The 11,742-nt window shown below is 68.4% G+C and carries 13 protein-coding genes; 4 read left to right on the top strand and 9 right to left on the bottom strand.

Going from position 1 to position 11,742, the window contains the following annotated elements; genetic code table 11:
- Nucleotides 1–213: 213 nt before the first annotated feature.
- On the bottom strand, nt 214–948 hold the full coding sequence (recO, locus tag EU805_RS02830; RefSeq protein ID WP_129762420.1) for a DNA repair protein RecO: 735 nt from the start codon (nt 946–948) through the stop codon (nt 214–216).
- 87 nt (nt 949–1,035) lie between these two features.
- On the opposite strand from recO, the gene EU805_RS02825 reads away from it, so the two are divergent.
- On the top strand, nt 1,036–1,704 hold the full coding sequence (locus EU805_RS02825) for a flavodoxin reductase (protein WP_129762419.1): 669 nt from the start codon (nt 1,036–1,038) through the stop codon (nt 1,702–1,704).
- Nucleotides 1,705–1,809: 105 nt separating this feature from the next.
- Here the strand turns inward: EU805_RS02825 and EU805_RS02820 are convergent, their stop codons facing one another.
- Entirely contained in the window at nt 1,810–2,595 is a 786-nt protein-coding gene (locus EU805_RS02820; protein ID WP_129762418.1) for an Fpg/Nei family DNA glycosylase, read from the bottom strand.
- Between the two features lie 122 nt (nt 2,596–2,717).
- On the opposite strand from EU805_RS02820, the gene EU805_RS02815 reads away from it, so the two are divergent.
- Together EU805_RS02815 and EU805_RS02810 are read left to right on the top strand one after the other, a co-directional pair.
- Complete coding sequence (locus EU805_RS02815) at nt 2,718–3,467, top strand: class II aldolase and adducin N-terminal domain-containing protein (RefSeq protein ID WP_129762417.1); 750 nt, start codon at nt 2,718–2,720, stop codon at nt 3,465–3,467.
- Nucleotides 3,464–3,937: a DUF1810 domain-containing protein gene (locus tag EU805_RS02810; RefSeq protein ID WP_129762416.1), complete on the top strand. Its 474-nt coding sequence runs from the start codon at nt 3,464–3,466 to the stop codon at nt 3,935–3,937. Before EU805_RS02815 ends, EU805_RS02810 begins: the two co-directional genes overlap by 4 nt.
- Nucleotides 3,938–4,034: 97 nt before the next feature.
- On the opposite strand, the gene rnr is transcribed toward EU805_RS02810, so the two are convergent.
- The 7 genes from rnr to dapD all read right to left on the bottom strand — a co-directional run bounded on the left by rnr (nt 4,035) and on the right by dapD (nt 10,677).
- Nucleotides 4,035–6,284 carry a ribonuclease R gene (rnr, locus tag EU805_RS02805; RefSeq protein ID WP_129762415.1) on the bottom strand — a complete coding sequence of 750 codons (2,250 nt, stop codon included), beginning with the start codon at nt 6,282–6,284 and terminating at the stop codon, nt 4,035–4,037.
- A gap of 197 nt (nt 6,285–6,481) precedes the next feature.
- On the bottom strand, nt 6,482–7,630 hold the full coding sequence (dapE, locus tag EU805_RS02800; RefSeq protein WP_129762414.1) for a succinyl-diaminopimelate desuccinylase: 1,149 nt from the start codon (nt 7,628–7,630) through the stop codon (nt 6,482–6,484).
- A gap of 125 nt (nt 7,631–7,755) precedes the next feature.
- Entirely contained in the window at nt 7,756–8,103 is a 348-nt protein-coding gene (locus EU805_RS02795; RefSeq protein WP_165351870.1) for a hypothetical protein, read from the bottom strand.
- Nucleotides 8,104–8,135: 32 nt separating this feature from the next.
- Complete coding sequence (locus EU805_RS02790) at nt 8,136–9,167, bottom strand: sodium:calcium antiporter (protein ID WP_129762412.1); 1,032 nt, start codon at nt 9,165–9,167, stop codon at nt 8,136–8,138.
- Between the two features lie 71 nt (nt 9,168–9,238).
- Entirely contained in the window at nt 9,239–9,493 is a 255-nt protein-coding gene (locus EU805_RS02785; RefSeq protein ID WP_129762411.1) for a GlsB/YeaQ/YmgE family stress response membrane protein, read from the bottom strand.
- 75 nt (nt 9,494–9,568) lie between these two features.
- Entirely contained in the window at nt 9,569–9,850 is a 282-nt protein-coding gene (locus tag EU805_RS02780; protein ID WP_129762410.1) for a hypothetical protein, read from the bottom strand.
- Nucleotides 9,850–10,677 carry a 2,3,4,5-tetrahydropyridine-2,6-dicarboxylate N-succinyltransferase gene (dapD, locus tag EU805_RS02775; protein ID WP_129762409.1) on the bottom strand — a complete coding sequence of 276 codons (828 nt, stop codon included), beginning with the start codon at nt 10,675–10,677 and terminating at the stop codon, nt 9,850–9,852. The genes EU805_RS02780 and dapD overlap by 1 nt, the downstream gene beginning before the upstream one ends.
- Nucleotides 10,678–10,764: 87 nt before the next feature.
- Here dapD and EU805_RS02770 point away from each other — a divergent pair, with 87 nt between their 5' ends.
- Nucleotides 10,765–11,610, top strand: coding sequence for a TIGR00730 family Rossman fold protein (locus tag EU805_RS02770; RefSeq protein ID WP_129762408.1), 846 nt, complete (start codon nt 10,765–10,767; stop codon nt 11,608–11,610).
- The last annotated feature ends 132 nt before the right edge of the window (nt 11,611–11,742 follow it).

Here is an 11,742-nt window from a genome sequence, read left to right as displayed (position 1 = left end):
AACCGGTTCTACGCGCCCGGCCAAACACCCCGCGTGCCCGGCGGCTCCGCCGGGCATCGCCCGACCTCCCCCCGGAGGGCGATTTTGCACTGCTTCAAGCAGCGCTCCCGCGCGCTCTTTGCGCTGCCCCTCGCAATACGAGCGTCCCGAACGCCCTCCAGGTCGGGCGACACCCGGCTTCCGTTCCACGCCCGAGGCGGTTCACCCGCGAGCCTACCGCCCCCCCTCCCGCGCGATCGCCGCCAGCAGCCGTGACCGCGCGGCGGGAAGGGCCGTGCCGTCCTGACCGCGGATCAGCCGGTTCTCGATGAAGTAGCCCGTCACCTCGAGCCCCGCGACGATATCGGCGTTTTCCGCCTCTCCCTGTCCTGCGAGGACCGGCGGCAGGGGCAGCATCCGGTCGGCCCATTCCCCGGCACCGGCGGCACTGACCGCCCGGCCCGACCGGGGCGAGATGTAGATCAGCCCCTCCGATGCCCCCGTCACCGCACAGGTGCCCAGATCCAGCCCGTAGCCCAGCTCGGCCAGCAGGGCCTGCTCCCACCGCAGGTAGGCCAGCGGCCAAAGGTCGCGCTGGCCCAGAAGGTCCAGAAGCTGAACCGTCCGCGTGTAGAGGGCCGCATGCGCCTCGCGCTCGGCCAGGGTCACGGAGAGCAGCGCGCAGACCGCCCCCAACCCCGCGAGCGAAAGCCGGTCGGCCATGGCCGCGGCGGCGCGGCTGCGCAACGGCTCGACCGTGAAGGCGCCCAGGTGATCTTCAAGCCGGGCCTTCCAGGTCACGTCGAGCTGCGCGCCGGGTTGCAGGATCGGCGCGATCCGGCGGCTCGCCCCGCCGCGCACGACGCCCGCGTGCCGGCCCCGCGACGGGGTCAGCACCTCGACGATGGCCGCACTCTCGCCGAAGGGGCGGGCGGCCAGCAGCAGTCCTTCGTCACGCCATTCGATCATGCCGCGATCCTAGCGGCTGGGGCACGCGAGCGCACGGGGAACCGCAGACCCCACGCGTTCGTTTTGCCACCAACAGAGGAGACAGCCATGACCTACACCCTGACCGTCAAGAAGATCGAACCGCTGACCCACGATACCTACCACATCATCTGCTCGCGTCCCGACGGGTTCGACTTCGAACCCGGGCAGGCCACGCACATGGCGCTCGACAAGGACGGCTGGCGCGACGAGGACCGCCCCTTCACGATGACGTCGGACCCGTCGGCCGATCACGTCTCCTTCGTGATCAAGAGCTACCCCTCCCACGACGGCGTGACCGAGATGATCCCCGACATCGAACCGGGCGACCGCTGGATCGCCGAGGAACCCGCGGGCGCGATCACCGACCACGGCTGCGGGACCTTCATCGCGGCGGGCGCCGGGATCACGCCCTACATCGCGATCCTCGACAAGCATGCGCGCGACGGGATCGGCGGCGATCACCTGATCTTCGCCAACGAGGCCGACCGGGACATCATCCTCAAGGACCATTGGGACCAGATGTCGGGCCTGACGGCGACCTACGTGATCTCCGACCAGGAGGATACGGAGCACCGCAAGGGCAAGCTCGACGCCGACATGCTGCGCGACATCGGCGTGCAGACCGACCGGCCCTGCTACGTCTGCGGACCGCAGGGGTTCGTCGACGACATCCGCGATGCGCTCAAGGACGTGGGCGTGCCGGAGGACAAGATCATCACCGAAGCGGGCTGGTAAGCCCCGCAAGACCGGCAAAGGCCGGTTTGCGTGGCCGGCCGGGTTGGGGGCTCTGCCCCCGCCCGTTCCGGGCTCCCCCGGGATATTTTCGGCCAGAAGAAGCCTTCAGGCGCCGGTTTGGTGCTCCGGGCAGTGATAGGCCGTCCGGCCACCGACCGTCTTCTTCGCGATCGTTCCACCGCACCGCGGACACGCGGCACCGGCCTCGCGGTGGTGGATCAGCCAGTCCTGCGGCAATTGGCTGTAATCGGCGTTCTTGTCCATCACCAGCCCCATGATGTCCTGCATCGCCCGGTGCAGATGAGAGATCGTCGCGGCCTCCAGATCGCAGGCGCGCGCGTCGGGCAGGACGCCGCAGCGGTAGAGCGTCTCGTCCGACCACAGGTTGCCGATTCCCGCCAGTTTCGACTGCAACAGCAGCGCCGACTTGATGGCACCGCGCGTGCTGCCGATCACGTCCGCAAAGGCGTTGTCGCCGATCTGCATCGCGTCGGGACCGAGGCCCTTGTCCTCGATGAAGGCGTCCACGTCCTCGACCAGGGCCAGGACGCCGAACTTGCGCGGGTCGTGGAAGCTCAACCGGCGTCCGCCTTCGAAGCGGATCGTGAGACGCGCGAAATCGGGCTCCGCCTCGCCCTCCTCCCAGACGCGCAGGCTGCCCGACATGCCTAGGTGCACGTGAAGCCAGGGCCCGCCCTTCGTTCCCGCGAAGATATACTTGCCGTGCCGCCGCGTCGTGCTGAACTGCGTGCCGACGAGGCGGTCGCGCTCGGCCTTCGAGGGCAGCTCGACGTGGCTCACCTCGCCCAGATCGAAGCCTTCTATGGTGCGGTTCAGGCACTGATCGGCGATCCTGCGGCGGGCGGCGTCGGATTCGGGCAGTTCTGGCATGGCGGCGCTTTCGGTTCCGGTGTCGCCTGATAGGTGGCGTATCCGCCGCCGGGATCAACTTTGCCCGGAATCCGCTGGACACCGCGGGCGTGATCTTCACACTGGCCCAAAGGAGGGCCGACATGACCACCGCCGGACACAACCTGAACTACCGTGACGAACGCGCCGACCTGGCCGCCGCCTTTCGCTGGGCGGCCCGGATGAACCTGCACGAAGGGGTCGCCAACCACTTCAGCCTCGCCGTGGACGACAGCGGCAAGCGGTTCCTGATGAACCCCAACCAGATGCACTTTGCCCGGATCAAGGCGAGCGACCTTCTGCTGATCGACGCGGACGATCCTGCCACGATGGAAGGCCCCGACGCGCCGGACCCCACCGCCTGGGGCCTGCATGGCGCGCTGCACCGCCAGGTGCCCCACGCGCGCTGCGCGATGCACGCCCATTCGGTCTTCGCCACGGTGCTGGCCAGCCTGAAGGACAGCCGCCTGCCCCCCATCGACCAGAACTGCTGCACCTTCTACGACCGTATCGTCATCGACGAAGGCTACGGCGGCCTCGCGCTGGAGGACGAGGGCGCGCGCTGTGCTGCGCTCTTCACCGATCCCCAGAAGCGGGTCATGGTCATGGGCAACCACGGGGTGCTGATCATCGGCGACACCGTGGCCGAGACCTTCAACCGCCTCTACTACTTCGAACGCGCCTGCGAGACCTACATCCGTGCCCTGCAGACCGGCCAACCGCTGCGGGTCCTGTCGCACGAGGTGGCCGAGAAGACGGCGCGGGAAATCGCCTCCTACCCCGAACTCGACGCCCGCCACCTGACGGAGTTGCGCGCCATCCTGGACGGCGAAGGCGCCGATTACGCGGCATGAGCGGGGATATCGACGATTTCGAGGACGACGAGGACGAGCTGGACCACTTCGTGGATGCCCAGGACACCGTCTGGGACACCGTGCAGGCGGAACTGCGAGCGGGGGAGAAACGGACCCACTGGATGTGGTTCGTCTTTCCCGTGCTAACAGGCATCGGCGCCTCGCCCATGGCGATGTTCTATTCCCTGCGCGACCTAGAGGAGGCCCGCACCTACGCCGATCACCCGGTCCTCGGACCGCGGCTGGATGCGTGCTTCCGACTGATCCGCGGGCACGACACCTCGGCCGAGGAGATGCTGGGCGACACCGATGCCTACAAGCTGCGCGCCTCGGCCACGCTGTTCGAGGCGGCCAAGCCCACCCAGCCGCTGTTCGGCGCCGTGCTGGAGGACAAGTTCGCGGGCCAGCGCTGCACCAAGACCCAGCGGCTTCTGCGCCAGCCCGTCGAAGGGCTGTTCGACGCGGACTAGGGTCAGGAGTATTTCTTCAAAAGCGAGGAGGTGCGGCACGTCCCCCGGGGGGCCGCCCGATCCGCCCCGGGTTTGACCCGGGGAAACCGCGCCGCAACTACCGTTTGGCCTTGCGCGTGCGGGACACCTTCCGGGCAGTCTTGTCGGCCTTCTTCTTCGACGCGCCGATCCGGCGCTTGGGCGGCTTGCCGCGGCCTTTCGAAGGGCCGCGCGGCAAGACGGCACCGTCGAGGTCCACCAGGTCCGCGATCAGCCCGCCGGTGACCGGCGTCGCCTCGGTCAGCTTCACGGTCGCGCGTTGGCCCAGCGCGATCACCGTGCCGCTGTCCGCGCCCATCAGCGTCTGCGTCTCGTGGTCGTAATGGAAATACTCCGCGCCCAGGTTGCGCATCGGGATCATCGCATCGGCGCCGGTCTCGTCGAGTTTCACGAAGACCCCGAACTTCGCGATCCCCGCGATCCGGCCCGCCATCGTCGCACCCACCCGGTCGGCGAGGAAGGCCGCGAGGTAGCGGTCCGTCGTGTCGCGCTCGGCGGCCATCGACCGCCGCTCTGTGTCCGAGATGAGCTTGGCGGTATCGGCGAGGTTCTCGATGTCCCAGGGGCTCAGACCGTCCTTGCCCCAGCGGTGCGCCGAGATCAGCGCGCGGTGCACGATCAGGTCGGAATAGCGTCGGATCGGCGAGGTGAAATGCGCGTAGGCCTTCAGCGCCAGCCCGAAGTGGCCGAAATTCTCGGGGTGGTAATAGGCCTGCGTCATCGACCGCAAGGTGGCGAGGTTGATGAGCTCCGCGCTGTCGGTCGCGGCGGCGGAGCTCAGAAGCCGGTTGAGATGTGCCGTCTTCAGCACCTGCCCCTTGGCGAGCGTCAGCCCGGCACTGTCGGCGACCTCGCGCAGGGCGTCGAGTTTCTCGGGGCTGGGTTCCTCGTGGACGCGGAACAGCAGCGGGGTCCGTTTCGCGATCAGCGTCTCGGCGGCGGCGACATTGGCCAGCACCATGAACTCCTCGATCATCCGGTGCGCGTCGAGGCGGTCCTTGAAGGCCACGGCGGTGACCTCGCCCGCGTCGTTCAACTCGATCCGGCGCTCCGGCAGGTCCAGCTCCAGCGGCTGGCGATCCTGGCGGGCGCGGCGCAGAGCGGCATAGGCCGCAAAGAGCGGCTCGATCACGTCCTTCACCAGCGGTGCGGTCTGCGCGTCGGGCTGCCCGTCGGCGGCGGCCTGCGCCTGTTCGTAGGTCAGCGACGCGGCGGAGCGCATCATCGCGCGGTGGAACCTGTGACCCGTCTTCACGCCCTCGGCGTCGATCTGCATCTCGGCCACGAGGCAGGGGCGTTCGACCCCTTCGTGCAGCGAACACAGATCACCCGAGAGCGTGTCGGGCAACATCGGTACGACGCGGTCGGGGAAATAGGTGGAATTGCCGCGCTTGCGCGCCTCGCGGTCGAGTGCGGAATTCGGCGTGACGTAATGCGCCACATCGGCGATCGCGACCCAGAGGGTGAAGCCGTCGCCGTCGCGCTGCACGAAGACCGCGTCGTCGTGATCGCGCGCATCGGCGGGGTCGATGGTCACCAGCGGCAGGTCGCGCAGGTCGGTGCGGCTGCCCATCGGCGCGGGCTTCGCCGCATCGGCCTGGGCCACGACCTCGTCGGGGAAATGATCGGGGATGCCATGCTGGTGGATGGCGATCAGGCTGACCGCCCGCGCGCCGGAGGGATCGCCCAGCCGGTTGAGGATACGCGCCTTGGGCAGGCCCATGCGCCCCTTGGGGCCGGTCTGCTCTGCCTCGACCAGCTCGCCGTCCCGGGCGCCGTTGGTGGCCCCAGCGGGAATCGTCCACTGCTTGTCGGAGCCCTTGTCGATGGGCATCACGCGGCCACCTTCCGATCCCGCTCGGAAGACGCCCAGGATGCGCTGGGGATTTGTGCCGATCCGGCGGATCATCCGGCCCTGGTAGGCGTGCTCCTCTCCGGGCGTCGCGGTGAGGCGCGCCAGGATCCGGTCGCCCACGCCCAGCGCCGGGTCGGACTGGCGCAGAGCCATGAGGATGCGCGGCGGGTCGGTGTCCTCGGTCCACTCCAGGGGCCGCGCGATCAGGTCGCCATCGGCGTCCGGTCCCGTGACCTCGACCACCGACACCGGCGGCAGCCGCCCCGGCTCACGGTAGCTGGCGCGGCGCTTGGTGAGGGTGCCCTCGGCCTCCATCTCGCGCAGGAGCCGCTTGAGGTCGACGCGCAACGCGCCCTTGATCCCGAAGGCGCGGGCGATGTCGCGCTTCGACGTCTGGGTCGGGTTGTCGGAGAGGAACGCGAGCACGTCGCGTTTGCTGGGAAGATCTGCCATGCTTCGCATCTAGGGCGGCGGAGCGCCCGATGCAAACGGCGGACCGGGGCGCTGCCCCGGACCCCGGAGTTTATTCGGCCAGATGAAGCAGCGGGCGGATCGGGGCGGCGATCCCGGCTTCTTTGGATCGGAAATACTTGCCCCGCCGGCGAGGCGTCCCGCACGCGCCGCGCGCGCGCGGCCGGCAGCGGCGCGCGTCAGGCGAAATAGGCGCGCAGGATACGGGAGTAGATCGCCTTAAGCGTCTCGATGTCCTTCACCGGCACACGCTCGTCGACCTGGTGCATGGTCTTGCCGACGAGGCCGAATTCCACCACCGGGCAATGGTCCTTGACGAAGCGCGCATCCGAGGTGCCGCCGGAGGTCGACAGCTCTGGCCGGGTGCCCAGTTCGGCCTCCACCGCGTCGCCGATCAGGTCGGAGAGGTCTCCCGGCGGCGTGAGGAAGCTTTCACCGCTGATTTTTACGCGCATCTCGATGGCGATGCCGGTCTCGGCGGCCACGGCGTCGGCATGGGAGTGCAGCCACTCGGTCAGGGACGCACCCGAATGGCTGTCGTTGAAGCGGATGTTCACCGTGGCGCGACCCTGCGCGGGGATCACGTTGGTCGCGGGATTGCCGGTGTCCATCGTCACCACCGCCAGGGTCGAGGCGTCGAAGTGCTCGGTGCCCTGATCCAAAGGCTCCGACGACAACCGGTCCATCAGCCGCGCCATGGAAGGCAGCGGGTTCTTCGCGCGGTGCGGATAGGCGGAATGGCCCTGCACCCCGGTGAAGGTGAACCAGGCGGTCATCGACCCGCGCCGCCCGATCTTCATCGCCTGGCCCATGCGATCGGGGCTCGTGGGCTCGCCCACGAGGCAGTGGGTCATGGTCTCGCCTTGCGCGGCCATCCAGTCGAGCAGCGCCGTGGTGCCGTCCTGCGCGTCGCCTTCCTCGTCGCCGGTAATTGCCAGGATCACCGCCCCGTCGGGGGGCGTGTCGCGCACGAAGTCGACGGCGGCGGCGGCGAAGGCGGCGACGCCTGACTTCATGTCCGTCGCCCCCCGACCCCAGAGGAAGCCGTCACGGATCTCCGCCCCGAAGGGATCGACGCTCCAGTCGGCGGGATTGCCCAGCGGCACCACGTCGGTATGGCCGTTGAACCCGAAGCTGCGGTTCGCCCCCTTGCGACCCCAGCGCGCGAAGAGGTTCGCCACCCCGCCCCGGTCGACGCGGGTGCAGTCGAACCCGGCGTCTGACAGAAGCCGCTCCAGCAGGACCAGCGCGCCACCTTCCTCGGGCGTAATCGAGGGGCAGCGCACCAGCGCCGCGGTCAGCTCAACGGGGTCGGTCGGATTGGTCATCTGGCACCTGTGGGTCGGGGATCGCCCCCAGCGGTAGCGCGCCGCGCGCGCGGGTGCAATTGAAGCCGCAGGGCAAGGGTGGTTCCGCGGCGCCATTCAGAGGCCACGGAGCCGCACATCCCGGCCTAGGCGTCGGCCGGGTCGGGGCCGGCCGGCGCGTCGTAGAACGGCGTCATCTGCGCCACGATCACGCTGTTTTCCTCCAGCGCGCGCTGCATCAGGGCGCGTTCCTCGTCGTCGATGTCGTGACCTTCGGCCAGCCGTTCCTCGAGCGTGCCGTAGCCTGACACGTCCAGCGGCGAAAGGTCCGCCTGCTTGAGGATGGCGACCGTCTCGCGCACGGCCTCGGCCTCGTCCACGCCGCTGGCGTAGCACATGAGCGCCGCCCCCGTGGACTCCTTCGGCAGCCCGTCGCCGGGGGTGCGGCCCACTTCGACCAGCAGGGTGAAGATCTGTTGCGTGCGCTTGTTCATGGCCCATCGCATCGCGCGGGCGGGCGGCCCTGTCAAGCGGCGGCGAACTGCACCACGACGGCCACGGCGTAGATCGCGATGAGCAGCACGCTCTCGATCCCGATGCGCGCGGGCCCGTCGCGCTGGCGCAGGATCAGCCCGCCCAGCAGCACGCCGGTCATCAGAAGGCCCGTCGCCATCCAGTAGGTGTCGCTGCCCGAAGTCGCATGGAAGATCGACCGCTCGCGGTAGCTGACGTCAGAGGCCACGAGGAACAGCGTGTCGAAGGTATTGCCCCCGATGATCCCGCCGACCGCCAGTTGCAGCGCGCCGCGCCGGACGGCCGTGAGCGTCGTCACCAGTTCGGGCAGGGAGGTGACGACGGCCGTGACGATTGCGCCGACCAGCGAGGAGGCCAGCCCGAAGCGCGTGATGAAGGCCCCGCCCACCTGCGAGATCACCCAGCCCCCGGCGCCCATCAGTACGACCAGCCCCGCGAAGATCAGCGCGGGCCGCAGGGCGGAGCGGTGCCGCTCGGTCTCGTCCTCGGGTTCGTCGGTCCGGGTGTGGACGGTCTGGACGGGGCGCCACATCGGCTCCTCCGCGACGCGCTGCGACAGCTTCACGCCGCCCAGGTAGCACAGGAACATGATGATTGCCGCCGGATGCACGCCGAAATAGGCGATCTCGGGGCCGGAGGCGGCGGCCATGGGGATCGACAAAAGGATGATGAGCATCACCGCCTGGAACAGGTTGGCAGGCTCCGCCGCAGCGTGTTCGAGGTTGGCGGTGCGATGCAGGATGTCGGCGATGGCCAGGAACAGGGTCTGCGCCGCGATCCCGCCCACGGCGTTCGACACGGCGTAGCTGGCATCGCCCGCCAGGGCAGCGTCTACCGACACGACCACCCCGGCCAGCGAGGTGGCGGCGCCCAGGATCAGCCCGCCGGCCAGCGCCTCCCCCATCCGGGTGCGGTCGGCGATGACGTCGGCCAGGCCGGTGGCGCGGATCGAGGAGACCACGACGAGCGCCCCCGCGGCCAGGAAGACCAGCAGCAGGAGCGGCAGGGACAGGTTGGCGATCATGGGGGCCTTTCATGCAAAAACGGCGCGCGATCCATCGCACGCCGTTTTCAGGTCAGTCGATCGTGATCCGATCAGGTGTTGCGACGCACCAGGCGCGCCAGGAAGATCAGGATGCAGGCGCCGATGAAGCCGACCAGCAGGTAGCCGAGGCTGAAGCTTGCGCCCGCCGCGTAGAGGCCCAGCAGCGTTCCGAAGATGAAGTTGAACACGATCGCGCCGACGATGCCGAGAACGATGTTCGCCAGAAGACCCATGTTGGACTTCATGAATTGTTCGGCGAGCCATCCTGCGATGCCGCCGACGATGATTGCTGCAAGCCAGCCCATGTCGTTATCCCTTTGTTGGTTGAGGCCAGCATGGCCTCTTGACCACACGAACCCGTGACCGTCGACTTGGTTCCCTCAAAAATCAGAATCCGAGAAGATTTGTCCCCGCGCTCTTGCAGCCCAGAGCGACGCGGTGATCAGGACGGCCTGGATCGGCAGGAAGACCCCCGCGAACAGCGCCAGGATCCGAAGCCAGATCGGCCATCCCATCAAGGTAGGCCAGATCGCCGGCAGGGCCAGCGCGAAGACAAGCGCCAGCAAGATCGCATCCGCGGCGACCGGTCCCCAGGCCATCAGCCAGCCCGGCCTGCTACCCGCCGCGATGTGGCGGCGGGCGGACCAGCGCGACAGGATCATCAGTCGCGCAACAGCTCGTTCACGCCGGTCTTGGACCGCGTGCGCTCGTCCACGCGCTTCACGATGACCGCGCAGTAGAGGTTGATCCCGTTCTTCGACGGCATCGAACCTGCGACGACGACGGAATAGGGCGGGACCTCGCCATACATGACGTCGCCGGTCTCGCGGTCGACGATCTTGGTGGACTGGCCGATGAAGACGCCCATGCCCAGCACGGAGCCTTCGCGGACGATGCAGCCCTCGACCACCTCGGAGCGGGCGCCGATGAAGCAGTTGTCCTCGATGATGGTGGGCCCGGCCTGCATCGGCTCCAGCACGCCGCCGATGCCCACACCGCCCGAGAGGTGCACGTTCTTGCCGATCTGCGCGCAGGATCCGACCGTGGCCCAGGTGTCGACCATGGTGCCCTCGTCCACGTAGGCGCCCAAGTTCACGAAGGAGGGCATCAGCACCACGCCGGGGGCGATGAAGGCCGACTTGCGCACCACCGCGTTGGGCACGGCGCGGAAACCGGCCGCGCGCCACTGGTTGTCGCCCCAGCCCGCGAACTTGCTGTCGACCTTGTCCCACCAGCCGCCGCCCTGCGGGCCGCCGGGCTGCATCTCCATGTCCTTGATGCGAAAACCCAGCAGGACCGCCTTCTTGGCCCATTGGTTCACGTTCCAGTCGCCGTTCTCCTGCCGTTCGGCGACGCGCAGCCGGCCGCTGTCGAGCGCGTCGAGCGTATCCTCGATCGCCTCGCGGGTCTCGCCGCCGGTGGAGGGGGTGATCTGGTCGCGGGCGTCCCAGGCGGATTCGATGGCGGTTTCGAGTTGGGCGTTGGACATGGAACGGGCCCCTTTGGCTGGTTTGGCGGTTCAGACCGGGCTATAGACCAGCCTCGCCTTGCCGCGCAATGACATCAGGACGCCTTCATGACCGACGACCACCGCACGCCCCTGCGCTCCTCCGGGAGTGACCGGGAACACGCGAAATCCGTGCCGGACACGCCGCAGACGCGGGCGCCCAGCTACAAGCTGGCCTTCACCGACGACGACTTTCTGTGCCGCGACGAGCTGCGCCCGGTGCGCTGGCAGCTGGAGCTGATGAAGCCCGAGATTCTGATGGACGCGGCGGACGTCGTCTCGACCGTGGTGATGTTCGGCGGGGCGCGCATCCCCGAGCCTGCCCACAAGGACCGCGCCCGCACGCAGACGCTGGCGGAGCTGACGGCCTTCTATGACGAGGCCCGCCATTTCGCGCGGATCGTGACCGAACGGTCGATGGCGCAGGGCGGGTCGGAGAATGTCATCGTTACCGGCGGCGGCCCCGGCGTGATGGAGGCGGGCAACCGCGGTGCGCAGGACGCGGGCGGCCGGTCCGTCGGGCTGAACATCGTGCTGCCGCACGAGCAGGCGCCCAATCCTTACGTCACGCCGGACCTTTGTTTCAACTTCCACTACTTCGCCACGCGCAAGATGCACTTCCTGATGCGCGCCTCGGCGATCACCGTCTTTCCCGGCGGCTTCGGCACGCTGGACGAGATGTTCGAGGCCCTGACCCTGATCCAGACGGGGCGGATGAAGAAGGTGCCCTTCCTTCTGTTCGGCCGCGATTTCTGGACCCGGATCATCGACTGGGAGGCGCTGTCGGATGCCGGCACGATCTCTCCCGCCGATCTGGACCTGTTCCGCTTCGTGGACAGCGCCGAAGAGGCGCTGGCCGCGATGGACGATTGGGACGGGGCGGGCGAGGTGCGCGAGGAAATCCCGGGCCGGTGAGAGAGCCGCCGGGCCCCGGGATGTTTCGCATGCGAAACATATTATGTCATATTTAACAATATTTTCAAAGCGTTGAACGAAGGCTGACACCACCGGGCGCAGAGTGACGAGGGCATCGACCGACCTGGAGGG

This window comes from Salipiger sp. IMCC34102 (assembly GCF_004145405.1).
Taxonomy (GTDB): Bacteria; Pseudomonadota; Alphaproteobacteria; order Rhodobacterales; family Rhodobacteraceae; genus Loktanella.
The sequence above is the reverse complement of the archived record's forward strand: the minus strand, read 5'-3'. Positions and strand labels throughout refer to the sequence as shown.

Coding starts and splice junctions, on each gene's coding strand:
- rnr (WP_129762415.1), bottom strand. CDS start 6,284: ATGGCAGATCTTCCCAGCAAACGCGACGTGCTCGCGTTCCTCTCCGAC.
- EU805_RS02810 (WP_129762416.1), top strand. CDS start 3,464: ATGAGCGGGGATATCGACGATTTCGAGGACGACGAGGACGAGCTGGAC.
- recO (WP_129762420.1), bottom strand. CDS start 948: ATGATCGAATGGCGTGACGAAGGACTGCTGCTGGCCGCCCGCCCCTTC.
- EU805_RS02770 (WP_129762408.1), top strand. CDS start 10,765: ATGACCGACGACCACCGCACGCCCCTGCGCTCCTCCGGGAGTGACCGG.
- EU805_RS02785 (WP_129762411.1), bottom strand. CDS start 9,493: ATGGGCTGGCTTGCAGCAATCATCGTCGGCGGCATCGCAGGATGGCTC.
- EU805_RS02780 (WP_129762410.1), bottom strand. CDS start 9,850: ATGATCCTGTCGCGCTGGTCCGCCCGCCGCCACATCGCGGCGGGTAGC.
- dapD (WP_129762409.1), bottom strand. CDS start 10,677: ATGTCCAACGCCCAACTCGAAACCGCCATCGAATCCGCCTGGGACGCC.
- EU805_RS02820 (WP_129762418.1), bottom strand. CDS start 2,595: ATGCCAGAACTGCCCGAATCCGACGCCGCCCGCCGCAGGATCGCCGAT.
- EU805_RS02815 (WP_129762417.1), top strand. CDS start 2,718: ATGACCACCGCCGGACACAACCTGAACTACCGTGACGAACGCGCCGAC.
- EU805_RS02790 (WP_129762412.1), bottom strand. CDS start 9,167: ATGATCGCCAACCTGTCCCTGCCGCTCCTGCTGCTGGTCTTCCTGGCC.
- EU805_RS02825 (WP_129762419.1), top strand. CDS start 1,036: ATGACCTACACCCTGACCGTCAAGAAGATCGAACCGCTGACCCACGAT.
- EU805_RS02795 (WP_165351870.1), bottom strand. CDS start 8,103: ATGAACAAGCGCACGCAACAGATCTTCACCCTGCTGGTCGAAGTGGGC.
- dapE (WP_129762414.1), bottom strand. CDS start 7,630: ATGACCAATCCGACCGACCCCGTTGAGCTGACCGCGGCGCTGGTGCGC.